A 23,661-nucleotide genomic window follows, 5' to 3' on the forward strand; every position below is an offset into this window, starting at 1 on the left:
AATCCGCTGACCATTAGTGCAGTGAAAAGCGTACTTTGCGTAAACGCCTGCGCCTGCATCAGTATCAAAGATCAGACTGTTTGTGCCATCGTAGACCTCTATGGTCACGTCGTATTCGTGGTAGATGTTGTGGATTACCCATTCCGCGGTACCTGAAGGCTGAATGTCAAGGTAAGCGCCTGCCGCAATACTCTGCAAGCCCTTAGCTACGTCACCAACCGCCATAAGCATCACCTAACTGTTCTGTAAATTTTTTCACCTGTGTTCCTCCGTTTTTTGGTTTCTCGCCAGCCGCACAAGTCAGCTATGTTCGAGCCACCTCGCTTAGTGTACCTTCACCAGTCCAAGTGAACGAGAGCGTAAAGAGTAGGTCTGTGCCGTCATAAGCCTTCAGCGCCATCAGTGTTCCGTCAGGGTTCCATGTGAAGCCGATTTTTGTGATTTTGCGTCCAGGTGGAGGGCAAGTTATGTCCATTAGAGCGCTGTGAATTGCCCTGTAGGCTTCTTCATATCTGCCGTATGGAATTTCAGTCATCAATCATTCCTCTCTGGTTGAGGGTTGGCTTCCCAGAGTTGCCACCCGAATTTGGCAACGTTCTTGCGGAACTCATCTTGGCGGATTAGGCCTTGTTCCGCGGCTTTAAGCAAATCGGCAACTGTGGGTTGCTGGGTTTTGTAGGGACTCCAGTGTAGGCGTACCTTCGCTTTTGTGGGGTTTAGTCCTGCCTGAAGAAGAACCGTGTCGAAGAGTTCGCGTTCTACATGTCGTTTGATGTAGCGTTGAATAGGTTGTATAAGCATGTTTTGCAGTTCCAGTGCTGCGTTGGCTGATGCCTCAGTGAAGCCTGGCGTGCTGAAAAGCCGCGGCAGAGGCGTTTCGCATCCAAGGTAGAACTGGTTGATTAAGTGGTCAACGTAGTACTCAAAACGTGCTCTTGGGTCGATGGTTACGGGTCTTATGTCGCCTTTGCCGTTGTAAAAGAGCCAAGCGCCTTCTTCGCCACGGTTTTTTATGGCTTGCTCAAACTTTTCAATCGTGCCTTCATCTGCATGTTCCAGCAGGGCTAATACGTCTGGTCCAGCGTATTTCTCAAAGATGCTGGGCATAATCTTCTCTATTTTGGCTTTCATGGCAGCATATGCAGGTCTTTTCTCAGATTGGAACGCCAGTGAATGTAACAAAACCTGCAAAACACCCGTGCCATAACCTGAATAGTCAAGGCAGTTTATGCGCCAGTGAATTACTGCTTCTGCGGCAAGGTTTTCTCCGCCGAAAGTTTGGCGTAGTTTGTAGCTTTCGGTTTTATAGGGGATTTTAAGATTTTTTTCTTCAATAAAGCTTTGATGAATGCGCTCTACCGCGTCAACAGGCAACCTGTGAAGTGCTTTCGTGTTTTGCGGTGTTAATTTAAGCCAAAAATCGTTTCCGCACGCAATAAGCATCCTTGCCATGCCGTATAGCATCTCGTCTAAATTCACGTTTTCGTTAAAATTGTCCACTATGCTTTTTGCCTCAGTTGCTTTTTCATAATCGTCGTTTGTGGTAGTGTAGAAGCCAGAGCCAACTGCTGAAGCAGCCAGCAAGTCCACGCTTGCCTTGCATGTGGGGTCGCGCTCATAGAGTTTTATTACATCTGAGAGGGGAATCGTTGGTGTTTCATACACTAATCTTCCTTGAGGAGCGGCGTATCCGCTCTTTGCTTTGTAGGTGAAAGCTTCTAATAAGCGGCGAAGAGTTCTGCTCATTCGATAGCCTCCAAAAGTTTAGCGCCCTTCTCGGTTATCTCGTAGTTGGCTCGGTGTTTCTGCTCGATTTTTCGAACGTAACCATCCTGAACCAAGTAACGGAAGATGCTCTCGAAAGTGGCGTGTGTTCCTGCTTTTCTAACGGTTCGCTGTTCAATTTCAGTTCGGCAAAGCGGTTGCCTACTGAGTTCTCTTAGCACAGTCTTTGCTAGGTTCATTCTTTCAGTTAAACGTCTCATCTACAAACAACCTCCTGTTTTTCTGCAAAAAATATGGGAGATAATGGAGAGCAACCATGCGTTTTCACCATTTAGGTTAGTGTTGTTGCTATGTTGGTCATTTTGGCGATGGCATTGCTGCGAAGGACACCGATGCCAAAGCGGGTTGTTGCTCTGACGCCGTATTTGCCGTTTTTGATGTCTTCCCAGTCTTCTACAACTATGTCTCGGCGTAGAAGCATCACTGAAGCCACACGGGTGTCAATGGCGTATGCGGTGCCGTTGGGTACCAATGTGCTTGCTTGAACTCTCATGCCTAAAACGCTTGTAATCGTTCCGTCTTCAAGGTCGGTTTGTCCTGATGGCAAGTATTGGGCGTGTATGAATTTGTCGTCGCTTAGTAGTTGGTGCAGTTGGACTTCGTTAACAGCTAAAACAGTAGGTTTCCAATTTTCGGCTCGCAGTGCATTATGAAGTTTAACAAGTCCAGCCCAGTTCAAGGCGGCATTTGATTGGTTTATTGGTTGGCCACCTGCTAAATCTGCGTCTGCAACTGAACCGTAGAGTGCGATTATGCGGTTTGTTTCTTCCTCGCCAAGTGCTCGTCCGACTCTGTCAACCATCGTATTCATTACGTTCCATGTTGCGTCTTCGAGAAATTCGCGTGTCCATTCTTCTGATGATTCGGCAAGTATGTTTGTGTAGACGTCTGCTGTGCCGTTTTTGCGTCCGCTTAGGCGTGTCGCTGAGCCTTCTGCATACCTGTAAGCTACTGCCTTTTCATCGAGGGGGAAGCGTTCCATGGGTTCCGTGGTTGGCATCACAGTTATGATGTCGCGTCCAATCATTTCTGGATAAGCTGCCTGCACTAGCGTATCATGTAGGCGTCCAAGTGCAGCGGTGGAATCGCTGAATAGTCCTTCGCGTATGCCGAGTTCGCAGTAGCGTTTTAGGAATGGGTGTGCGTTGATTTTGTGTTTTTGGTTTTCTATGTGTTCTTTGAACTCGTTATTCTGCTGAATTAAAGATTCAAAAAGTCGGGGTTTCATGTTTTTTCACCTTTGCACTTGTATAAAGAGCAAATCTCCTGCTGTGGTCGTAGTCTGCAATGCAGTGCCGAATTTGCGGTTATAATAAATCGTATATGTTCCTGAACCGCTTTCGTTTACGGCTTGGTCGGTTAATTCTAAAACACGTTTTTGTGCGTCTGCTCCGTAAACGGCTTTGCCTCGTGTTATTGCTCCGCCAGCTTTGACTTTGACTCTGCCACGAATCAAAACGGGACATTGCGCCGTGGCTATAGCACTTTTGACGGCGATGCCTATGCAGTCTTGAGCTTCGGTAGCTGGGGAAACCTTGTGGTTTGAGCTCAAGTACACTGGGTCGCCTTTGGTTACTTCGGCTTCGGCTTCGAAGGTTTCGATGATTGCGTTGGGGTCGTCGGTTTCGCCTATGTCCATCCAGCTTTTGTCAGTTAAATCGGTCATTTCAATCATTTCTCCATTTATTCGTTTTCTCCGAGTTCATCCTCAGTTACTTGCGGTCAATTGAGTGACTGTCCTGTATTTTGTGGAGCTTTAGAAGAACACGGTTTAATTCTTGGCACATTCGTTGAGGACCAAGGCTCCAACTGCGCTGTACCAGATAGCTGGGCATTACTTCCTGAATGAGCCGTATGGCTTGGCTTACTGGAATGGTGGGTTCAGAGGTTTTTTTGATTAAACTTTCAGCGAGTTCACTGTTGCTTGGAGTTGCGGAACTTGAGATGGGAGTTAGGTAGTTTGGATGAAGTGAGAGCCAATCTTTGATTTTGGCTTGATCCCACAGCTTCTGATTTGAAAAGAATATAGCTTGGGTTCGCTGGAGCTCAGGCTGGTCTTTGGTTTTCCCCATTATTGCCAAGATGCCGTTTTCTCGGTCAAGCCACATGGTGCTGAAGTGTTGAGGCATAAAAGCCGAAGTTTCTTGGTAGAAGCCTAGCGTGTATTCACCAGTTAGGATGGGCTCGAACTCTTGCTCTTTAAGTTGGAGCTTTTCTAAGATTTTGATGTTGGTTTCCGCTATGCCTGGAACTGCGACCAAGCTCATCTCTGCATTGTTTAATCCGTGGGGTACTTTGCCGCTGACTATGTCAATTGTTTCGTAATCTGCTCCAACACTCACATGCCTGATTAAGCCCTTACGGATTTTTGCCGCTGTTTCCTCATCGTAGATTTCTGCTTCATAGAGAAGGTTTTGGCCGTCCCAATGGGTTTTTGTGACTTTGCCTACTGCATCTTGGGCTGTTATGTGTTCCATGTAAACAGGAGCATTAACAAGTTTGTTGGCAAAAGATGCCAGTTCTTGAGGGGTATAGATGTTAAAGTTTCTGCTCATCCCTATTGTCATGGCTAAACCTTGTATCTTAAGCGGCTTGTCAACGATTCTTTCTGCTACACTGAAAGGCAGAACAGCGCAAACATGTTCTTTGGTTTGGGTTTGGTGTTTACTAGCCCAGTCTTTTGCGCGCTCAAGCGTCCAGCCTTTGTCTTTTGAGAAAAGATAGCTTTGAATTTCCATGGTATGCTTGCCTTTCGGCTTGCCTATTATGGCTTGGATTCCTTCTTTCTCGTTTAGCGTAACGGTTTTTAGGGTTTCTTGCTGAAACTCTGCGGGGTCACGATGCCAACTTCGAATGTATTTTTCTGTTTCTTCCCATGGCATTTTATTTTTCCTCACACAACTGATAACAAGCTAATATACTCTCAAAGTGAAAAGGCGAATTGTACACTCAGTTGGTCTCCGTGGGCGGTAATCCGAGACCATCCTGATGGGTAATTGAGGCGGAAAATATGGTTAGGAAATGTGTGGTTAAGGTTGTGTTAAGCAAAGAACAAAGAGAAATACTAACTGAGTTGTGTAGCCGACTGGGAACAAGTGAAAGTGAAACAATGCGGATGGCTTTGATGGATTATGTTAAGGAGTTAAGTCTGATGAAAGAGACGATTCACCGCCATAAACGTCCATTTATGAGCGGGCAATCTCAAGAGGACTAGCGCCTAAGATGCAGCATGGAGATACTTGGTAAAGTGTGTTATTATCTGATGGGCGGTGTTGCTACATGTTGTTTGATGCCTTCAGATGAGCCGCGAAGCTTGGTGAGAACACCGTTTTTCCCAAGACGGAGCTGTCTTTCGCCTCTAAAAACGCAAACTTGAGCATTCTTCAGTTCAATTTTGTCGCCTACAGCGATGGTGCCGATTTGTCCTTCCCAGAGGCACAATTTGACTTTTCCAGTCTCGTCTTCTACTAAAGCGTTAACGACCGTGACTGTATTGCCAAATTGTGTATGAACTTGAGCGGGCTTAGGAAGGTCTATAACCTTAGCCTTTACATTAATGCGCTTCATGCCTGCGCGCAAATCAGTTATGGGTGTGTAAATTGACTCCGTGTTTTGTTTGGCGATTTTCCTTCGTATTTTGTCGGTGCTCATCCAGCTTTCAAACGGGTTATCCTTCCTTAAAAGAAAACTATCGTCTACGCGGAATTGTGCGACTACATTGTCGTCTTTTGTTATTAGAAAAATTGTTTCCTTTTTAACTTTACCTCGGTATTCAACCGTCAAGTTGCCGCACACTGCTTTTTCATTGTTTTTTGCTGAAATTAAAGCTTGAAAAACTTCCGTGGGGTAAATATTGTATTTTACGGAAAGAAGAGCAATATGTTCCCCTAATGTTGATTTTTTCTGTCGCAAATTCCTTCTCTCAATTTGTTTGGTCAGAGAAAAAGCAATGCCCTTGGTTGCTGTTTGGCCTTTTTCTCAATTATTCTGTGCCGTATCAATATAGCGGTAATCCTATATTAGGTTGACTATGAACGGCTTTTTTCTTGCTTATTTTTTGGTGCCAAGACCTGTTTTGCTTTTCGCTATGGGAAATTCGCTTTAGGAACTGCCTTTATGATTACCTGATGTGTCAGTTGGAGGCATCTACTTTATAAGCATGGAATGCACGTTAAGGTGGTAATGTGTGAAAAAGAGATTTTTTGCACAGCAATTAGTAGGAGTTGAAAATAGAGAATGTCATACGGTAACAGAGAGATGCACAAGGCAACCTGCGCTGACTGCGGAAAAGAATGCGAAGTTCCTTTCAAGCCAGACGGCACAAGGCCAGTTTACTGCCGAGAGTGCTACTCAAAACGCAGACCACCACGAAGATACTAAGCGCGAGCTTGAGCATCTTTCTATAATCTAGATTTTTCTTTTTTTATTTTTTGTTGCTTCTTTTCGAGTATTGTGTTCTACTATTAGAAATGGAATTTAGGTCTTTTTGGGCTATTTACGACGTTTTGGGACTAACATGTGTTTTTTTATCGTCGTTGTTCAATTGGACTTTGTTTTAGCTATGCATAATCGTGTAATTGTGCTCTTGCGGTTTTTTCTATAGCCCCCCTCATTTATACTATGAATAAGCGCAAGTTTGTTGCTCTGCCAGCTACCCCTATCCCCCTATTTAAAGCACTGATTTCAACATGATTTTGGCGCTGGAAAAGCGTCAATGGCACCTACCCCTATAGGTTTGTGCATAGAACTGCTATTTGCATCCAAATACGCTGGATTAAGTTAAAACGGTTGAGAAAGCTTTTTTAAGTTCGCGAATTGCCTCTCTTTGCCCTAGCAATTTTTAATAAGGGAAACACTAAACGATTGTTGATGATTACTTTGCCTGAAAAAGTTCTAGTAACATCCGCTTGGCCCTACATCAACGTCACGCCACACCTTGGCAACCTCGTCGGTTCAGTCTTGTCTGCTGACGTTGCAGCCCGATACTATAGACTAAAGGGTGACGACGTGTTGATGGTGAGCGGTTCAGATGAGCATGGCACGCCAATTGAAGTGGAAGCCATAAAACAAGGTATCACGCCTAAAGAGTTGACTGACCGTAACCACGCCAAAGTTGCTGAACTCTTCCGCCGCTGGGATGCTTCTTTTGACAATTACACAAGTACCGAGAGCCCAGTGCACAAAGAGTTTGTCCAGAAAACTCTCCTTGAGATTCAAAAGAACGGCTACATCTTTGAGCAGGAAACACAGATGCTCTATTGTGAGCATGACCAGCGGTTCTTGCCAGACCGTTTTGTAGAGGGCAAGTGTCCGTACTGTGGTTGTGAGAAAGCCCGTGGCGACCAATGCGACCTATGTGGCAGGCTTTTGGAGCCGACTTCGCTGGTTGATCCTTACTGTGCCATCTGCAAAAACAAGCCCACGATAAAAACGACTCTGCACTGGTATATTGACCTCTCCAAACTCGCCGACCCTCTTACTGAGTACTTGAAGAGTAATCAGCAGTTACCAACTAACGTTAAGAACTTTAGCTTAAACTGGATAAAAGAAGGCTTAAAACCGCGCGCAGTCACCCGTGACATAGAATGGGGTATTCCCGCGCCTTTCAAAGGTGCAGAGGGCAAAACCATCTACGTTTGGGTAGACGCCGTCTTAGGCTACGTTTCTGCAACAATCGAACAGTGCCAACGAATGGGGCAACCTGAGAAGTGGCGCGAGTTCTGGTTTGGCAATCAAGCTAAAACTCTCTATTTTGTCGGTAAAGACAACATACCCTTCCACACGATAATTCTGCCAGCGTTGCTTTTGGCTTCGGGTCAGGGCTATAATCTGCCTTGGCATGTCTCTGCTACTGAGTTTCTGCAGTTTCGCGGTCAAAAAGCCTCTAAGAGCCAGCGCGTAGGCATCTGGATAGATGAAGCTTTAGAAATGTTCCCAGTGGACTATTGGCGTTTTTTCCTCATCACAACGCGCCCCGAAAGCAAAGATACCAACTTCACGTGGGCGGCATTCATCGACAAGATTAACGCTGACCTAAACGATACCTTCGGTAATTTTATCCATCGCACACTCTCATTCATCAACAGCAAATTCAACGCTCAAATCCCAGCGCCGACCAAGCTTGATAGCGATGACGAAGCAGTGCTGCAAGCCGTAAAGGAAAAAGTGCAACAAGCCGCCAAAGAAATCGAGGATTCATGGCTACAATCTGCCGCCAACACGCTAATCAGCATTAGTCGCATCGGCAACCAATACTTGAATACCAAAGAGCCATGGAATCTTATGAAAACTGACAGGGAAAAAGCTGGAACAATTTTTTACGTGGCAGCGCAAGTGGTTAAGGCAATTACAGTAGTTTGTGAGCCCTTCATACCGCAAACGGCTGAACAGCTTTGGCAAATACTTCAGCTTGAGGGAAGCGTACACAAAAGCAACTGGAAAGAAGCCCTAAAGCCTCTTGAGGCTGGACAAAAAATCGCTAAGCCCAAACCACTATTCCACAAAATCGAAGGTGACGAAGAAAAACTCGATGGAATGCTCGCGCAAATAAGAGCCACACAGGGGAGCCAAAAATAGAGGCTATCAAATGCAAATAAAAGCTGACCTGCATGTTCATACCACTTTTTCTAAGGATTCACTGATAACCCCAAAAGACCTCGTCTACTACGCAAAAAAACGCGGGTTGAACGCTGTCGCTGTCACCGACCACGACCAGCTTGAAGGCGCTTATAAAATCGCCAAAGAAACCGACTTTCTAATCATTCCTGGCATGGAAGTTTCAAGCAGTGACGGGCATATCGTTGCCTTAAACGTGCAAGAACTCATCCCTAAAGGTTTTAGTGCTGTAGAGACCGTGGAGCGAATTCATCAAGCAGGCGGAGTCGCAATTGCATGTCATCCTTATGTTTATTTTAAGGGTTGCTTACGAGAGAAGGTTTGTGCAAGTTTTGACGCTATAGAAGTCATAAACGCCAGGGCTTTCCCATTCAAAAATAGTGTGAAAAAAGCGCAGATATCGGCGGAACGATTTGGGCTTTCGCGAGTTGCAGGAACCGATGCACATTATGGTCCACAAATTGGTTATGCTTACACGGAGATTGAGGCGGCTGAACCAAGCGTTGAAGCCATAGTGGCGGCTATAGTTAAAGGTGATTGCCAACCGTTTGGTAGACCCGTGCCAGCTATCGTGGACTTGCAACAACAGGTTCAAAGGTTTAAGCGAATGATCAAAAAACTGGGCAATGCTTGAGCCACTTTTCGGTTTACTGTTTATTTTTCTTTTGAAAACCTGAAGGCTAACATGTCTAAACCAATTTTTTTGGCGTCTTGAACAGGGTTGACTTTTGAGCGCCCATTATGCCTCTCTCTCCAGGTCACGGCTACTTCCGCTACTGGATAACCAAGTTTTTTGCAGCGGATAATCATTTCTGTATCGAAGAAATAGCCGTCTGCCTTGCAACTGCTCAAAACTGCCTCTGCGACATCGCGACTCATTATTTTGAAGCCGCATTGATGATCACGAATCCCATCGAGAAACAGCAACCTAACGAACAGGTTGTATGTTAAGCTAAACACGGTTCTGGAGAGTTTGCGTTCAACACGTGCACCACGTACATGCCTCGACCCTATTGCCATTCCACCATTTTGTTTAACTATGCTTAGAAGTTTGGGTAAACATGCCAAGTCGGTGGCTAAATCCACATCCATGAATGTTACGTATTTGCCTTTGGAATTGGACAGCGCTTTTCTGATTGCTTTCCCTTTTCCCAGCCTATTGGGCGAGTGTAGCAATAGAAGGTTTGGGTTGGACTCTGCCATTTTTGCTACGATAACGTCTGTGCCATCGGTACTTCCGTCCTCCGACACGATTATTTCATAGGATTCTGTGAATGAGCGGACAGCTGCCTCAACATTCTGCACGCATTTTCCAATCTGCGACGCTTCGTTGTATGCTGGAAGCAGGATTGAAATTTCTTTTTGTGGCTGTCTACTCAAGTGTTTCGACCTTGTAGGCTTAAAAGAAAAATGATTCTTAGCCATAAATGACTTTTGTATTCAACCAAAAAATCAGTGCGGTTGAGGACTATCGCAAACTCTTTTTAGAAGCAACCCTAATTCTCATTCTAAAAAAGGGGTCGCTAAACATTAAACCAGCAACCTACAGTAGCGGTCAGCCTTCATACGTGCAAACAAGGTTAGGTGAGCGGCTCAAGAAAAAGCTTGTTGAGCAAAAGTTTAGGCTTGCATTGTTGTTTTTCTTGATTGTGTTTGCTTGTGCTGCCACGTACCAGTTGGATTACATGTCAGTGCAATGGGATGAAATGCCTCACCTCTACGGCGGAGTGCTTCTATCGCGCGGCCAAATTTGGGAGTACATGACAACTTACGCATATTACCCGCCTATCTTTGACCTTGTTACAACAGGGTTTTTCCAGATTTTTGGGGCAAACGAGTTTGCAGGTCGCATGGTAGCGGTCACCTTCTCTTTACTTGCTATTTGGCTCGTATTCGAATTATCCAAGAAAACGTATGGACAAAAACATGCATTTTTGGCAAGTGTTCTGTTGGGTACGATGCCGGGAGTTTTTTGGCTTTCACGAGTAACTATGCTAGAAACCATGCTTATCTTCTTTTTCACACTAGTTATGTTTGCGTTCTACTCGTGGCTGAGCAACTCTAGCAGTTACCGTGCGCTGGTGTTTAGCGGTTTAGCATTAGGCATCGGCGTTTTGGCGAAGTACCAGATTGTTGTTGCAACACTCGCCATGCTACTTTGCATTTTGTTTCTTGCCAGAAAAAAACTGAAGCTTAACTCAGCCAAGTTTGCTCTAATCATCGTGGTCGCAGTACTGGTTGTGGCGCCGTGGTTTGTTGCAATTTATCACTACAACGGCATGACAAAGTTCGAAACCATCCAGTACGTTATGAGCGAGGGGGGGCAGGACCGACCTGCGTATAGCAACCGTTTCCAACCTGTTCCCGTATTTTATCTTGTTGAAATGACTTGGCCTTTCAATGATATTGCTGTGCACCCGATTTCGTTGCCGATTTTCATTTTGGGTTTATGTGGACTTGGCTTGTTTGCGTATCGTCGAAGTAAGCAGGACATTTTCTTTTTGACTTGGTTTGTGGTGGTTTACGTTTTTTTCACGGTGATTCCTAATAGGCAGTGGCGTTATGTGACTCCTCTTTTTCCAATTATCGCCATTGCAGCGGCGTGTTTTATCATGTTTCTCTATGGTAAAGTGCAAGGGTGGAAGCCCCAGCAGGTCGGCATCAAAGCTGAGCGGTTAAAGAAGTTGGCGGCAGCAGCTTTTATCGCAATTATCGCTTGTACAGTGTTTTATAGCGGGTATAACGCATACGAAATGACGGTTCGAGACCAGATTCACATTCCAGTCAAAGAAGCCACAGCCTACCTCGCAAGCCACTTAGACCAGAATCAGTCGGCGGTGCTTGTTTGCGCCTTTAACCTGCTAAATCAAGACATGTTCCGCTTTTACTTGCCCCAAAACATGAAAAGCGAGCAGATATGGCAGTATCCAGCTTTAGCCGTTGACGCTTTTACACCGAACTTTAACATCACAGAGTTTGTTGACCTGTGTGTCGAGCGGAATGTGAAGTACATTATACTTTTTGACTATGGAATCCACGCGCAATTCTTTAACACTACGCTGACTTACACTGATATTGAAACTATGCTATTTAACACTGGAAGGTTCGGCGACCCGCTAGACCAACCATTTTGGGGAGAGTTCTACGGTAATTATGGCTACAGAATTTTTCTTGTGCGCTTCTTAGGCTAACATTCAAGGAACTCAAAGCCTGTTTGTTTGTTTTTGGCGCGTTTCGCTGTACCGCCTGCCAACTCAAGAATCACGACTTCACCTATTTGCCAAACATCTACACCCATGCGCACGCAACCCGTGACGGTGTTGTCGTTTCTGCCAAAACTAGCATGCATGTGCAGTTTAGGTTTTCCCGCCTCATCAGTGAAGATTGTGCCTACTCCGCAGCCTTCGTGTACGCCTTGTAGGAGTGTTATCATGGGCTCTGGAGGCATGGCTTTGCCGTCTTTTGGTCCAACCACGACTTTGCTTTTGTCTTCTGCGCCGCCTAAAAAAAAGCACAGGGCGCTTTTGATTTGTTTTTTGGCTGCAAAGTTTTCAATGACTTCGTGTAGTCGTTCGTTTTGGTGGAGCCTCAAAATGAAGGCTCTTGCGGGTTTTGCTTCCGTGTAGTCCAAGGCTAAATCGTCTCTTTGTTAGAAACGGATGAGGGACTGGTATAAAAGAGTTCAAGAGATAAACGGTGGTTTGTGACGAGTCCCTGCTTGGTTTTACGTCTTTGAGCACGAGAAAGCGTCAATAGCACCTACCCCCTGTAGGTTTCAACATAGAATCACTAATAGGCGGCAAATATGATAAGACGCTGTTGAACCTGAATCAAAAAATGTATGCGTTATCCTATTAAGCTAGGCAATGAATTTCTAAGAACTGAACCACGTTGACTATGCTCTCGCCTAAAGCTGTTTGGAGTGCAAACGATAGAGAACTCTTACGCCTGCTCGAATCAGGCACCCTCAAGTCAAGAAGCAAAACTATCCGCTTCTACGCGCCCAGCTTCACCTACTACAAAATAAAACATTACTGCTCCTCAACCAAAGCCTTCCCAACAATATCCGTCACAGGCAACTCGTGCGCTTTGAATTGCAAGCATTGTGGAGGAAAAGTTCTTCAGACAATGCACTCTGCTGCCTCACCTATTGAACTTTTTGAATTGTGCAAAAAACTCAAAGGCGATGGCGCAAAAGGTTGCCTTGTCAGCGGCGGATGCTTGCCCGATGGCTCAGTGCCTTTGGATGGCTTTTTATCTGCGCTTAAGAGGGTAAAGCGTGAGCTTAGTTTAACAGTTTTTGTGCACACAGGCATTATAACATCTCAGACAGCTCGCGCGCTCAAAGAAGCCGGTGTTGATGCGGCGTTAATCGATGTTATTGGTTCTGCTCAAACGGTGCAAAGAGTCTACAACCTTAAAGTTTCAATTCAGGATTACGCAGATTCGCTCAAATCCCTCAACGAAGCGAAACTCAATCTTGTACCGCATGTTATCGTTGGATTAAACGAGGGCAAACTTGACGGCGAATTAAAAGCGCTTCAGATGATTCGGCAAGTTCACCCCTCTGCGTTGGTGATAATTGCGTTTATGCCTATACCAAACACGGCAATGGCAAAGGTGCCGCCGCCAAAGCCAGTAGACATAGCAAAAGTCACAGCAACTGCAAGGTTGATGTTTCCAGATACACCGTTAATTTTAGGTTGCATGCGCCCCAAAGGTGCGACCCGCCGTGAAACAGATGTTTTAGCGCTGAAGGCAGGTGCAGACGGGATTGCTTTTCCAAGTGAAGAGGCAGTGGAATACGCTAAAAACAAGGGGTACACGACTGCTTTCTCATCGTATTGTTGCGCCCAGATGTATCTGGATTTCGGCTTGTAAACGGTTGAACCAGAGCTTTTTAAATTTTCAAAAAACAAACAGTGCTTGTTGACAAAACTGAGAAAAACAACCACTCTATAGCCGTTTTCATTTGCATGTCAACGTTATTTCTCACGGTTAATGCAGAAACTACCCGTACTCCAAGCGCGAGCCAACAAGTTCAAATTTAATTGGCGAAATAATCGGCGTAGTTGCTATAATCATAATTTTTTCAGTGATAGCCTATGCTGGCTATAAAGTAATTAAGAAATGGAGCTCTCGGTCAGACTAGCTGTTTTTGCTTTTAGCATTTTTTGTGCAAGCACAATCGTCCACACTGAAACTGCCAGCGCCGACACTGCTTCAGGAATGGCAACGTTAGGCACGTAGTTGATTGCGAACTGTAGAATCCATGGTAGTGCTGCGGCAATCCCTATTGCAACAGTGAACACTGCCATCCTATGGTTACGGTTGAGGTAAAAGGCGCATGTTAGAATGAATAATGCTATGGGTACCAAAGTGAAGAACGCTACTGATACCCAGTAATGTGTCGGCGTAAAGCTTTCGTTAAAAAAGCCAATCGCCATCAACGCCAAAGTTGCCGCCGCAAAAGCTCCTGTGCCAATTTTGCCAATTATGCTTTTTCCAAAATAGGTGAACAAGCCAAATATGGCAAAGCCAAATCCGAGCAATCCGCTGGTGTACAGCCCAAAGTTAAAGGTTGTTTCTGTGATGCCTGATACTACGCCTAAGTCGCTTAGGGCGTTGTTTGTCCAACTGAAGGCTGGGTAAAATGCGATAGCTATTAGGATGCTGGTGAATGCAACAATGGGCGAGATTAGACCTGCGGCTGCGCCTATCCGCTGATATATGACGCGTTTTTCTTGGAACATACTTATCGCTTGAATACTTTGTTGTTCTTGCTTTAAGAATTTGCGTTCGCAGGAACAAACTGCCGAAGTCTCTGCAGGGAACGCAGTTTATCTTTCTCTCCAATCTTTGCGGCTTCAACTGATTTTTTGAGAATTTCGATTGATTCATCCATTGCTCTGCGCTCTACTGGAAAAGGCACACCATCTTTGCCGCCGTACGCGAAACTGAATTTAACTGGGTCTTCCCAGCTTGGCTCTTCACCGTAAACGAGCTCTGCAACAAGGGCTAATCCGCGCACGGTTGCTGGCCCGACTCCTTTGATGCTTAGGAGTTCTTCGTAGTTGCTGGGTTGGAAATCGTAGACTCTGCTTAGCGTGTCCCAGCTGATGTTGCGCGGCATATCCAGCGTGTTTAGGGTTTGCTGCCAGGGGTCAGAAGTTTTGGGTAGCCACTTCTGCAGTGATGTCTGATTTTGCGGTTTTGTTGTCGATTGGATTAAGTTCATGAGTTTGCGGGGTGGCTCTTTTGCTAAATCCACTGACGCTTTTCTTGAGCCTTCACTGGCTTTTGCCACCATGTTTAGGGCTTTCTCGCGTTTGGTGTTGCCGACTATTGCGTTGTGTGGTTCAATTACAAAGTTTTTTGTGTTGTCGGAGAGCCAGTGGTAGCGTCGTGCTGTGCGGTCTTCTTCACTCATGCCCTGCTGAATTACAGCCCACTTTTCATCTTTAGTTACTAGAAATGCGTGGTGGTAGAGTTGATACCCAGCTTGAATCGCAGTGTTGTCAACTTTAGCCGCCATCTTACTGGTGTAAGCCAGCGACTTAATCGTTTGCTCAGAGAAACCAAATTTTTCACCAACAGTTGCAATATCGCTTGGTGTTTTGCGTGAGGTTTTGCCTTTTCCGCCGCAAACTGCAACACCGTGCTCTTGAGGTGACAGCGCACTTTTGAGGACTCCTGTGACCACTGTGGTTACGCCGCTACTGTGCCAATCGTAAGCTAAGACGCATCCGAACGCTTGAAACCAGTAAGGGTCAGATAGGCGCGCGATAAATTTGGCGGTGCCGTACTCTTCGATGATTATGCTGGCGATTTCGCGGGCTAGTCCCCGCATGCGCCCAGTTAACCATGAAGGCGCTTTGCCGCCGTGAAGAGGCAAGTTTGCAGTGCCAGTGCGAAACATTTTTTTCTCAATGGGTGATGCGGTTTGTTTGGATATAATGTTTATTGCAATGAAAATGTATTCTTCCAAATTGGAAAAAAATGAAAGCTCTAAAAATCATTCTAGTATTATTCTTGCGTCTACTGTTTTTGCGCCCTTCTCATACGCCATAATTGGGTTTAAGTCTAACTCTTTAATTTCAGGATTTTCCAAAACCAGCCGCGACGTGTTGCACAAAATTTTTGTGAGCGCATCGATGTCTGCGGGCGGCGTGTTGCGGTAACCGCACAGAAGCGGATAAGCTTTAAGCCGTGTTATCATTTCTTTGGCATCCTCATCGGTTAGGGGCGCAACTCGGAAACTTACATCTTTTAGAAGTTCAACAAAAATTCCGCCTAACCCAAACATAACCGTTTGCCCAAACTGCGGGTCCTTGATTGCGCCAACAATTACTTCAGTTGACTGAGGAGCCATCTCCTGAACCAAAACACCCGCAACCTTTGCGTCAGCTTTGTAATTTTTCGCGTTCGCAATAATTTTCGCATAACCGCTAGCGACCTCACTTTTGTTTTTCAAATTAACCAGTACACCACCCGCTTCTGTCTTGTGCACAATGTCTGGTGAAACAATTTTCAAAACCACAGGAAAGCCTATCTGCTCAGCTTGAGCCGCTGCTTCCTGCTCACTGCTTACAAGGCTAAACTTGGTTACTGGGATGCCGTACTCGGTGCAGATAGTTTTGGCTTCGGTTTCAAGAAGTGTTTTTCTGCCTTCGCTTTTTGCTTTGTTGATGATTTTTTTGGTTTGGTTCAAAGATTTTTTTCTCCACTATCGCGTTTGATTATGTGATGGCTTGTTGGGTTTAAAATTGTTTTGTTGGGTCTGTCGTTTTTTGCGTGTTTTGTAGTTCTGTTGAACACAAATAAATATGCTATAGTGAGACATAATATTTAATAACTTTCCTCACGCGGAATTCATTTACAGATCCACAATGCCAGAAGAACGCAAAAGCATCAAACAATCCATCAAAGATGCCTTTTCAAGAGCAAATTCCAAGCTACGCTCAGCTGGAAACTCTATCAAAACACGTTTAGCCGCGATAAAAACACGTGTAAAAAATTCAACTGCATCGTTCTCGGCAAAAGTAAAAAGCATAAAATTACCGCAAATAAAAACAAGCTTTAAGAAAAAGCGTCCTGAACCTCCATTAGTTCGTTCCACAAAACCCTTGCCAAAGGGAGTAAAAGTAGTCGAAAAGTATCCTCTATACGAGCCGTTCTCACAAGTAGTAATTGTTCAGGACCCAAAAACAGGCGAGCACAAATACATTCTAGACGAGTTACAACTCGACCCAATGGAACGCGCAATATACAACCGAATTCTAGAAATTTTGCTCGCAGAAATTGAATCACCTAAAGAGGAAATAGAAGACCCAAGAAAGTTTTTTGCCGAAGAAGCAAAAAAAATTGTCGACAAGTACCGAATTACTTTAGGATGGCTTCCAGACGTTTCTTGGTACAAAATTCTCTACCACGCAGAACGCGACTTAGTCGGCTTTGGCAAAATCGACCCGCTGATGCGTGACCCAAACATCGAAGACATTTCCTGCGACGGAGTCAACAAACCAGTCTACATTTGGCACCGCACATTCGAAAGCATAGAAACCAACTTACAGTTTGAAACTGACGAAGACCTCGACAACTTGGTAGTAAAACTAGTCCACATGGCAGGCAAGCACGTCAGCAGTGCCTTCCCAATTGTCGACGCTTCACTCCCAGGAAAACACAGACTCGCCGTTGCGTACCGACGAGAAATCACACCCTTTGGAACTGCATTCACAATTCGAAAGTTCCGCGAAGACCCCTACTCAATAATCGACCTAATCAACATCGGCACCTTCACTGAGGAAATGGCAGCGTACCTCTGGATATGTCTAGAAAACCGCGCTTCAGTAATGGTTCTCGGCGGAACAGCTGCAGGAAAAACCACAGCACTAAACGCCCTAGCTTGCCTAGTTAAACCCGGTAGCAAAATAATGACAATCGAAGAAACCGCAGAGTTAAACCTCTCACACGAAAACTGGGTTTCACTTATCGCACGACAAAGCTACGGCTTAGGCGGCAGCAGCGTCGGCGAAGTTGCACTCTTCGACCTAGTGAAAACTTGCATGCGGCACCGACCAGACCTGATGATTGTCGGAGAAGTCAGAGGCCAAGAAGCATACGTTCTATTCCAAGCTCTAGCAACAGGCCACGGTGGCATGTGTACAATGCACGCTGAAAATGTTCAGTCAGCCGTCCGCCGTCTAACACAAAAACCAATGGACATTTCACCCGCCTATATCCCGCTGATGAATATCGTTATGTCAGTGCAGCGTGTGCACTTGGTCAAGAATGGTGAAAAGAAAGCCTACCGCCGTGTCCTATCAGTTAACGAAATAGTTGACCATGACAAATTCCAAAACCCCTTCAAGTGGGACCCAGTCAAAGATGAACAGATAATTGATTTAGATTCAAGTTTCCTTCTCACTAACATCGCTGAGCGCCTTGGAAAATCACGCAGACAAATACTTTTAGAAATGAAGCGTAGAAGCGAAGTTTTGCGTTGGATGCGACAACAGAAAATTAGAAGCTACAAAGAAGTTGCAGCCATAATCGCAGAGTACTACGCAAGACCAAAAGAAATCTACAAGAAAGTTCATGCAAGTGAGGAGGTAAAACCAGTTGCCGCTACTAGATAAATTCGAAGCCTGGTCATTTCGCCTCTTCGGACGCGTGGCACCATATTTACTCAAAAAAGTTTTTCCATCAACAAAAACTGCCCTAGAAAAAGGACGCGTCAAGATTTATCCAGAAACGTACATTTCACTAATGCTATTTGTTTCAATATTAACCATACCAATCGCAATTATCGCTGGCTACTTAGCCATATCCCTTGGAATTTTGCCGCTTCTAATCTTGGTATTTCTTCCATTATTCGTGGTTGCAGGTTTCATAGTACTTCCAAGAAACAACGCAAGTGACAGAGCAATTGGCTTAGAGCGCGAGATGCCTTTTGCAGCCGCATACATCAGCGTCATGTCCTCCGGAGGCATAGCACCCTACAGTAGCTTCAAACGATTAAGCGATGTTAACCTGATGCCCGCAATGAAAAAAGAAGCAAAAGACATAGTCAAAGACGTAGAAATCTTTGGCACAGACCCACTTACAGCACTAGAAGTAGCGGCAAAGAAAACACCGCTAGACCTCTTCAAAGATTTCTTAGGAGGCTACGCATCAACCGTCATCATAGGCGGCGACATCGGTCACTTCCTTGAACGCAAAGCAGAAGACATCTTTAAAGCACGAGCACTCCGCGTTAAAGCAGCCGCAGAACGCCTAGGCATGCTCCTTGAAACTTTCATCATAGTAGAAGTCATGATGTCACTGTGCTTCTACATACTATTTGCAGTAAATAACCTTCAAACAACAGGAGGTTCAGCCGCAACTTCTGACCTCTCATCATATTCAGGCATGTTGCTCTACACGTTCATCTTTACTCCGATGCTCTCTATGATGTTTATCTACCTTGCCCATAGCATGCAGACCAAGACACCGCAGACGGAAATGCGTCCCTACAAGGTGTTAGCTGTTTCCTCTGTCATGGCCATAGTTGTCTTCTTGTTACTCACAAACTTTATGGGCGCAACTCAACTGCCATTCTTCACTCAGTTACAAGCTATTGGTGTAGACTTGCCCGTCGCCGTAGCCCTTTCACTGTTCATCTGCGCCGCACCGCCTGCAATTATCCATATGAAATTGTCAGCAACAAGAACCAGCATGGAACAAGGCGTAGCAAGCTTCCTCCGAGACCTAACAGAAGTCCGAAAAACTGGCTTATCGCCTGAAAAATGCATCGAAAGCCTCTCTAAACGTGATTACGGCAAATTTACCAAGGAACTGCGAAAAATAAGCTCAGATATTTCTTGGGGTATCCCAATCAAAAAGGTCATGACTGACTTTCTGCACAGGACCAAGAGCTGGATGGTTCAAATCGTCATGTTCCTGTTGGTCGAAACCATCGATGTGGGCGGAGGCACGATAGCGATGATTGATTCATTGGCGCGGTTTAACAACATGACTCAAGAAGTGGAAAAAGAGAAGAAGATGAGCGTTCGCCCCTATGTTATGATGCCGTATTTGGCTTCAATTTTGCTTGTTGCGACCACGGTGATGATGATGGGTTTAACCACAGGCATCGTTGTACCTGGCACAGAAGCACCGCCACCTGACACGTTAATGCAGACCATATTTATCACATCAGTAATTTTCCACAGTTTCCTAATCGGTATTGTTGCAGGAAAAATCAGTGACGATTCTATCGCTTCAGGACTCAAGCACGCAGCTGTCCTTGTGATAATCGCTGTTATAGCTGCCAAGCTTATTCCGCAGTTCATAAAGTTGGTGTAGGAGGGGCGCAAAAACGAAGTTTAAGATGAGTTTGCGTAAGGACCAAAGAGCAGCTAGCCCCGCTTTTTCAACCATGATTCTGACCGCTGCCGCGATAATCATGATTTTGGTTACCGTGACGTTTAGTAATAATCTTTTAAACACGCGCATGGCTGAAAACGAATTTAGCACTAACAAGCAATTCATGCGCACCATTGGATTGCAAATTGATGATGTGGCGTGGACTATTGGCAGAACACAGACTGTTAGCTACACGTGCAGGTTTGGGTACATAAACTTCCAAGAAGCAGCCTTAAGCTACAGGGTTGAAGTCTATTACGATTCAGCATGGCATACTCTGGATTTACCCAGCGAAACCGGTATAATAATGTACAACGTGCCTGTAAGCTCTTATTCTGCGGGTGAAAATTATTTCGAGCCCATCCTCTACACTGGCTATTTTGTTCAGAACGGTTCATTGGCACCCGTGAGCCAAGTGTACGGTATAGAAAAATTATCAATGACTAATGGCACCTGCGCTAGAGTTGTCGTAGTCCCAACGATAAGAATGCTAAATTCCACCATAGTTGGCTATGGAGACCTGAAGTACAAGTTTTACTTGCCCATACTTGAAACTGGGCAAAATCGTTATGGTTCAAACTCGATATCATTAACTGGAAGCGGCATTTACAAGCAAACTCAAAGTGGCGTGGATTCTGTTAGAGTAACTGTTGATTTCCTCAAAGAGGCTTGGGGTTTTGATTCTTCGTTTTTCAAGTTTGATAGTGAAACCATAACCATAGACCTTAACAATGCTGAAGTTGAATTTTATGCTGGTAAGGTAGCGGTTGGAGTTGCTTATGGAGGGTAGATTTTGGCGCATGTAACTATTGAATACATGATTATGGTGCCTGTGCTGATTTTGCAGATTTTCCTTTTCCCATACGTAGCAAATGTTATCATGGGTGCTTGGGAGAATGACCGTGTAGACCTTCAGCTTGAGGAAATTGCGGCTAATTTGGGGAGTTCAGTGCAGCAATTATATTACACGATGAATCGCGAGTTGATTTCTAGTGGTTCTCTTACTATCCAGCTTTACACGCCGTCTAGGATACTTTGTTCTTGGGGGGAATATAGAGGGGACTATAGTTATACGATAACTATACGTAACGTGACTGTTGATGCTGATTTTCCGCGTGCTCAGATTATGAATATTACTGTGTCCTTGTTTGTGGGAGAGAAACAGAGAACAGCGTTCACACTTGTTACTTTGGGCGAAATTGCTGATTGGGATGATGCTTCCTATATTAGTGATTATGTTTCGGTAGTTAAGGCTGCTAGAACGCCAGATTCGATTTGGTTGTCTTTTGAGGAGGGCTAAACGTGGCGGGCGCGGCGATTGACCACATGTTTTCTCTTATAGTTTTCATGGTTGCCATAGTGCTTTTCATCGGCATTTTTAACCAAAGCATGGGTGCCGCTGTTGCTTACCAACAGCACAAAGCGTGCGCGACAAAAACTAGCGACATTTTGGATGCCATTTTGCTGAATCCGGGGTTTCCTTCTAATTGGGGCCAAAGCAATGGGGAAATTACTTCGTTTGGGTTGCATAATCCAGAGTCTCCGCAGTATAAGCTTAGTCCATTTTCTTTGTTGCGATTAACCTCCAATGTGAATTCTCCTGTTTATTGTGATAAAAATGGAGTATACTACAATGATTTGTCCAGCGGTTTTGGCAGTCGCTTGCTAACCCCCATCGATTATGGCGACGTTAAAAGTGTTAATTATTCACGGGCAGCTGAACTGCTGGGCATAAACGGCACTTACGGCTTCCAGCTTACATTAACGCCTACAGTAAAAGTTTCAATAAATCCAACGTTCAGCTCGCCGCTTGAGTTTCTTGTCCGTGTTGATGGTTCAGGCGCTCCGCTTGCCTACGCCAACGTCAGTTATAGCCTGCTGTTGGTGAATCAAGAGGGCGAGTATCCATCGTTCAATGTGGCAAGCGGTAAAAGTAACACTGATTCGACGGGTTCAGTGTCGCTGCCTTTTGCTGAAGTTGATGGTGAAAGCGAGTCTTATGCGCTTCTTGTTTATGTTCATCTTTATGGTCTAAAGGGCATGGGCTACTACGTCCATGTTCCCGTAGGCTTTTCTGATAGTGTGGTTCCCTTAGTCGAGAGTTTTGCGGGTGGAACTGTAAATATTGCACACAGCGGTGCCGTTGGTGGTCCAGCGTCATCTTACTCTTTAAGCTATAATGCTTCGTATGTGATTTTAACTAAAGATTACACTTTGCGGCCAGTGGCGTTGAATGATGCTGTTGGGGTGGTTGATTCACAGTCTGACTTTCCTTCTGTAACCTTGCCCGTTGATGAAGGCATATTGGTTTTAACTTACAAAAATGAATTTGGCAATTGCGGAATCGCTTTGGCGCCTTGGGGTTTGAGCGCGCTTGCTTATCCAGTAACGTTTGGAGGCAACCCTGCAGGTTACGATTGGGTTACGACTGATTTTCGCCAAGTAACCATCGGTGAAATTTCGTATATGGCTAAACTGGCTTTGTGGCGGCTTGGGGGGGTGGCGCGCTGATGATGCGCACAATCGAAGTGCTGCTAGTAATCATAATTATCGCTGGCGCATACGTCTCTGTTTCTTACCTTACCAAATTGCCTGATCCACGGGAAGTTGCACCAGTGAATCTTAGGCGTTTGTCTTTGGCGACTTTGCAGATGCTTGACTCTGATTATGATTTAGGCACGGCAGTTTTTGATAATGACCCTGCGGTTTGGGGGAGACTGCAGGTTGCGCTTTCGGCTTCGCTGCCGCCTAACGTTGTTTACAACTTAACAGTGTATAATGTAAATAGTGATGGAGAACTTTATAGTTATGTTAATTCAATATCGAATGCTGAAAGCTTGGGCACAAACCCAGATGTTTCGGTGTACATGGTAGCCTCATCCAACGTAACATACAATGTGGTTGCTGAGAAAATCGGTGAGGGCAACGGTGGCACACTCTATATTCTGAACTGTAGTGACGCGAACGGCTGGTGGATTACAGGATACACGGCACAAAACTTAGCTCAAGATCTGTACGACTTGTTGTCACCGTATTTTAATAATACAGTATTAGTTCAAAGTACGACTCAACTTGGACAAATTCTAAATGGAACAGCAATTGGAGGAGAGTCTCTTGAAAAGGCAGTTGTTATCAACACTTTTGGGGAAGCAGTGCCCATCCCATCCGGTTATTATGCTAGTTCAGGGGTTGGATATGACCCTGGCAGTAGGTCTTACGCTAGGTATGCTCACACTTTAGGTCAACGTGTTTTACAGTATAATTGGACCTGGGTAAGTATAGTAGGATATCCCCTCTATTACGTCTCTAATACTGAGATGTTCTCTACAAGCCAAAATGGACGGGGTATATACGGCATGAGAGAGATAGGTACGGATGGGGCAACAAATACTGGTCCTGCAGGGCTTACTTCTTTTCTGCGAGGGTTAGATAATCAGACTTTTTCTTACAATGCAAGTAGTATTACGGGCAGTCCCGGTGTTGTATATCTATCAAGTCAAGCTTTGGTCAAGAGTAATTATTATGGTATTTACCCGTCAACTTATCAAACGTCTACAAGAGCGTTGCCCGCTTCAATTACTAGTACCTATAACTTGAATGTAACAACCTATGTCTTCAATACTGTAAGCACTTGGAACCCGGCTGCTGTATACAGACACATTATCTCTTCTGGTGGAACAAGTCAATATAAAGGCGCATTTTACGCCATTGGTTTAACAAGAACGCCTGATATAAGAATCACTGCACTAGGGATTTTAACCGAATACAAACCAAGATTATTCCCTTTAAAGTACACAGCTTCGGATGCTTCTCGGATGGTAGTTTTGCAACTTGGTTTAATAGGAGGCTCCTAAA

26 protein-coding genes are annotated in these 23,661 nt (G+C 45.0%); 12 read left to right on the forward strand and 14 right to left on the reverse strand.

The features are described from left to right. The 7 genes from NWE95_11910 to NWE95_11940 all read right to left on the reverse strand — a co-directional run. Positions 1 to 225, reverse strand: a 225-nt coding sequence (locus NWE95_11910) for a hypothetical protein (GenBank protein ID MCW4004604.1), incomplete at its 3' end; no start/stop codon positions are given. Between the two features lie 79 nt (positions 226 to 304). After that, positions 305 to 535, reverse strand: a complete 231-nt coding sequence (locus tag NWE95_11915; protein MCW4004605.1) for a hypothetical protein — start codon at positions 533 to 535, stop codon at positions 305 to 307. After that, a complete protein-coding gene (locus NWE95_11920; protein ID MCW4004606.1) occupies positions 535 to 1,746 on the reverse strand; it encodes a hypothetical protein in 1,212 nt (403 codons plus the stop codon). Before NWE95_11920 ends, NWE95_11915 begins: the two co-directional genes overlap by 1 nt. Next, positions 1,743 to 1,985, reverse strand: a complete 243-nt coding sequence (locus NWE95_11925; GenBank protein MCW4004607.1) for a hypothetical protein — start codon at positions 1,983 to 1,985, stop codon at positions 1,743 to 1,745. Before NWE95_11925 ends, NWE95_11920 begins: the two co-directional genes overlap by 4 nt. A gap of 71 nt (positions 1,986 to 2,056) precedes the next feature. Further along, the gene (locus NWE95_11930) at positions 2,057 to 3,013 is read right to left on the reverse strand and encodes a phage major capsid protein (GenBank protein ID MCW4004608.1); all 957 of its coding nucleotides are present in this window, start codon (positions 3,011 to 3,013) and stop codon (positions 2,057 to 2,059) included. Between the two features lie 6 nt (positions 3,014 to 3,019). Next, positions 3,020 to 3,451, reverse strand: a complete 432-nt coding sequence (locus NWE95_11935) for a DUF2190 family protein (GenBank protein ID MCW4004609.1) — start codon at positions 3,449 to 3,451, stop codon at positions 3,020 to 3,022. A gap of 46 nt (positions 3,452 to 3,497) precedes the next feature. After that, positions 3,498 to 4,667, reverse strand: a complete 1,170-nt coding sequence (locus NWE95_11940) for a DUF2213 domain-containing protein (protein MCW4004610.1) — start codon at positions 4,665 to 4,667, stop codon at positions 3,498 to 3,500. 128 nt (positions 4,668 to 4,795) lie between these two features. Between NWE95_11940 and NWE95_11945 the strand changes: the two genes are divergently transcribed. Beyond that, positions 4,796 to 4,999, forward strand: a complete 204-nt coding sequence (locus NWE95_11945) for a ribbon-helix-helix protein, CopG family (protein MCW4004611.1) — start codon at positions 4,796 to 4,798, stop codon at positions 4,997 to 4,999. A 41-nt stretch (positions 5,000 to 5,040) separates the two neighbouring features. On the opposite strand, the gene NWE95_11950 is transcribed toward NWE95_11945, so the two are convergent. Further along, positions 5,041 to 5,697, reverse strand: coding sequence for a hypothetical protein (locus tag NWE95_11950; protein MCW4004612.1), 657 nt, complete (start codon positions 5,695 to 5,697; stop codon positions 5,041 to 5,043). Positions 5,698 to 6,021: 324 nt separating this feature from the next. Here NWE95_11950 and NWE95_11955 point away from each other — a divergent pair, with 324 nt between their 5' ends. The 3 genes from NWE95_11955 to NWE95_11965 all read left to right on the forward strand — a co-directional run bounded on the left by NWE95_11955 (position 6,022) and on the right by NWE95_11965 (position 9,034). Next, on the forward strand, positions 6,022 to 6,165 hold the full coding sequence (locus NWE95_11955; GenBank protein ID MCW4004613.1) for a DNA-directed RNA polymerase: 144 nt from the start codon (positions 6,022 to 6,024) through the stop codon (positions 6,163 to 6,165). 489 nt (positions 6,166 to 6,654) lie between these two features. Next, complete coding sequence (gene metG, locus NWE95_11960; protein ID MCW4004614.1) at positions 6,655 to 8,361, forward strand: methionine--tRNA ligase; 1,707 nt, start codon at positions 6,655 to 6,657, stop codon at positions 8,359 to 8,361. A gap of 10 nt (positions 8,362 to 8,371) precedes the next feature. After that, the gene (locus NWE95_11965; GenBank protein ID MCW4004615.1) at positions 8,372 to 9,034 is read left to right on the forward strand and encodes a CehA/McbA family metallohydrolase; all 663 of its coding nucleotides are present in this window, start codon (positions 8,372 to 8,374) and stop codon (positions 9,032 to 9,034) included. A gap of 20 nt (positions 9,035 to 9,054) precedes the next feature. Here the strand turns inward: NWE95_11965 and NWE95_11970 are convergent, their stop codons facing one another. Further along, complete coding sequence (locus NWE95_11970; GenBank protein ID MCW4004616.1) at positions 9,055 to 9,780, reverse strand: glycosyltransferase family 2 protein; 726 nt, start codon at positions 9,778 to 9,780, stop codon at positions 9,055 to 9,057. A 47-nt stretch (positions 9,781 to 9,827) separates the two neighbouring features. On the opposite strand from NWE95_11970, the gene NWE95_11975 reads away from it, so the two are divergent. Beyond that, positions 9,828 to 11,591: a glycosyltransferase family 39 protein gene (locus NWE95_11975; GenBank protein ID MCW4004617.1), complete on the forward strand. Its 1,764-nt coding sequence runs from the start codon at positions 9,828 to 9,830 to the stop codon at positions 11,589 to 11,591. Here the strand turns inward: NWE95_11975 and NWE95_11980 are convergent. Next, the gene (locus NWE95_11980; protein MCW4004618.1) at positions 11,588 to 12,031 is read right to left on the reverse strand and encodes a DNA-binding protein; all 444 of its coding nucleotides are present in this window, start codon (positions 12,029 to 12,031) and stop codon (positions 11,588 to 11,590) included. The genes NWE95_11975 and NWE95_11980 overlap by 4 nt on opposite strands. A 266-nt stretch (positions 12,032 to 12,297) precedes the next feature. Between NWE95_11980 and NWE95_11985 the strand changes: the two genes are divergently transcribed. Next, positions 12,298 to 13,281 carry a radical SAM protein gene (locus NWE95_11985; GenBank protein MCW4004619.1) on the forward strand — a complete coding sequence of 328 codons (984 nt, stop codon included), beginning with the start codon at positions 12,298 to 12,300 and terminating at the stop codon, positions 13,279 to 13,281. Positions 13,282 to 13,523: 242 nt separating this feature from the next. Here the strand turns inward: NWE95_11985 and NWE95_11990 are convergent, their stop codons facing one another. The 4 genes from NWE95_11990 to NWE95_12005 form a co-directional block, all read right to left on the reverse strand. After that, positions 13,524 to 14,153 carry a DUF998 domain-containing protein gene (locus tag NWE95_11990; protein ID MCW4004620.1) on the reverse strand — a complete coding sequence of 210 codons (630 nt, stop codon included), beginning with the start codon at positions 14,151 to 14,153 and terminating at the stop codon, positions 13,524 to 13,526. Between the two features lie 32 nt (positions 14,154 to 14,185). Continuing rightward, positions 14,186 to 15,319: a DUF763 domain-containing protein gene (locus NWE95_11995; GenBank protein ID MCW4004621.1), complete on the reverse strand. Its 1,134-nt coding sequence runs from the start codon at positions 15,317 to 15,319 to the stop codon at positions 14,186 to 14,188. Between the two features lie 96 nt (positions 15,320 to 15,415). Further along, positions 15,416 to 16,111, reverse strand: a complete 696-nt coding sequence (locus tag NWE95_12000; protein ID MCW4004622.1) for an acetate--CoA ligase family protein — start codon at positions 16,109 to 16,111, stop codon at positions 15,416 to 15,418. 165 nt (positions 16,112 to 16,276) lie between these two features. Further along, entirely contained in the window at positions 16,277 to 16,519 is a 243-nt protein-coding gene (locus tag NWE95_12005) for a hypothetical protein (GenBank protein ID MCW4004623.1), read from the reverse strand. Between the two features lie 7 nt (positions 16,520 to 16,526). On the opposite strand from NWE95_12005, the gene NWE95_12010 reads away from it, so the two are divergent. The 6 genes from NWE95_12010 to NWE95_12035 are packed head-to-tail and all read left to right on the forward strand — an operon-like array spanning position 16,527 to position 23,660. Beyond that, the gene (locus NWE95_12010) at positions 16,527 to 18,038 is read left to right on the forward strand and encodes a type II/IV secretion system ATPase subunit (GenBank protein MCW4004624.1); all 1,512 of its coding nucleotides are present in this window, start codon (positions 16,527 to 16,529) and stop codon (positions 18,036 to 18,038) included. Further along, positions 18,022 to 19,746 carry a type II secretion system F family protein gene (locus tag NWE95_12015; protein MCW4004625.1) on the forward strand — a complete coding sequence of 575 codons (1,725 nt, stop codon included), beginning with the start codon at positions 18,022 to 18,024 and terminating at the stop codon, positions 19,744 to 19,746. The genes NWE95_12010 and NWE95_12015 overlap by 17 nt, the downstream gene beginning before the upstream one ends. Before the next feature lie 25 nt (positions 19,747 to 19,771). After that, on the forward strand, positions 19,772 to 20,596 hold the full coding sequence (locus NWE95_12020; GenBank protein MCW4004626.1) for a hypothetical protein: 825 nt from the start codon (positions 19,772 to 19,774) through the stop codon (positions 20,594 to 20,596). Positions 20,597 to 20,599: 3 nt separating this feature from the next. Continuing rightward, on the forward strand, positions 20,600 to 21,106 hold the full coding sequence (locus NWE95_12025; GenBank protein MCW4004627.1) for a hypothetical protein: 507 nt from the start codon (positions 20,600 to 20,602) through the stop codon (positions 21,104 to 21,106). 2 nt (positions 21,107 to 21,108) lie between these two features. Beyond that, on the forward strand, positions 21,109 to 22,317 hold the full coding sequence (locus NWE95_12030) for a hypothetical protein (protein MCW4004628.1): 1,209 nt from the start codon (positions 21,109 to 21,111) through the stop codon (positions 22,315 to 22,317). After that, a complete protein-coding gene (locus NWE95_12035) occupies positions 22,317 to 23,660 on the forward strand; it encodes a hypothetical protein (protein MCW4004629.1) in 1,344 nt (447 codons plus the stop codon). Before NWE95_12030 ends, NWE95_12035 begins: the two co-directional genes overlap by 1 nt. Position 23,661: the final 1 nt, after the last annotated feature.

Source organism: Candidatus Bathyarchaeota archaeon (assembly GCA_026014725.1).
GTDB lineage: Archaea > Thermoproteota > Bathyarchaeia > Bathyarchaeales > Bathycorpusculaceae > Bathycorpusculum.

Bases quoted from the DNA above. Each gene is read 5' to 3' on its own strand.
- NWE95_11945 (MCW4004611.1), top strand. From the start codon at position 4,796: ATGGTTAGGAAATGTGTGGTTAAGGTTGTGTTAAGCAAAGAACAAAGA.
- NWE95_11940 (MCW4004610.1), bottom strand. From the start codon at position 4,667: ATGCCATGGGAAGAAACAGAAAAATACATTCGAAGTTGGCATCGTGAC.
- NWE95_11920 (MCW4004606.1), bottom strand. From the start codon at position 1,746: ATGAGCAGAACTCTTCGCCGCTTATTAGAAGCTTTCACCTACAAAGCA.
- NWE95_12035 (MCW4004629.1), top strand. From the start codon at position 22,317: ATGATGCGCACAATCGAAGTGCTGCTAGTAATCATAATTATCGCTGGC.
- NWE95_12020 (MCW4004626.1), top strand. From the start codon at position 19,772: ATGAGTTTGCGTAAGGACCAAAGAGCAGCTAGCCCCGCTTTTTCAACC.
- NWE95_11975 (MCW4004617.1), top strand. From the start codon at position 9,828: ATGACTTTTGTATTCAACCAAAAAATCAGTGCGGTTGAGGACTATCGC.
- NWE95_11935 (MCW4004609.1), bottom strand. From the start codon at position 3,451: ATGACCGATTTAACTGACAAAAGCTGGATGGACATAGGCGAAACCGAC.
- NWE95_11930 (MCW4004608.1), bottom strand. From the start codon at position 3,013: ATGAAACCCCGACTTTTTGAATCTTTAATTCAGCAGAATAACGAGTTC.
- NWE95_11965 (MCW4004615.1), top strand. From the start codon at position 8,372: ATGCAAATAAAAGCTGACCTGCATGTTCATACCACTTTTTCTAAGGAT.
- NWE95_11995 (MCW4004621.1), bottom strand. From the start codon at position 15,319: ATGTTTCGCACTGGCACTGCAAACTTGCCTCTTCACGGCGGCAAAGCG.
- metG (MCW4004614.1), top strand. From the start codon at position 6,655: ATGATTACTTTGCCTGAAAAAGTTCTAGTAACATCCGCTTGGCCCTAC.
- NWE95_11990 (MCW4004620.1), bottom strand. From the start codon at position 14,153: ATGTTCCAAGAAAAACGCGTCATATATCAGCGGATAGGCGCAGCCGCA.
- NWE95_11915 (MCW4004605.1), bottom strand. From the start codon at position 535: ATGACTGAAATTCCATACGGCAGATATGAAGAAGCCTACAGGGCAATT.
- NWE95_11955 (MCW4004613.1), top strand. From the start codon at position 6,022: ATGTCATACGGTAACAGAGAGATGCACAAGGCAACCTGCGCTGACTGC.
- NWE95_11925 (MCW4004607.1), bottom strand. From the start codon at position 1,985: ATGAGACGTTTAACTGAAAGAATGAACCTAGCAAAGACTGTGCTAAGA.
- NWE95_11985 (MCW4004619.1), top strand. From the start codon at position 12,298: ATGCTCTCGCCTAAAGCTGTTTGGAGTGCAAACGATAGAGAACTCTTA.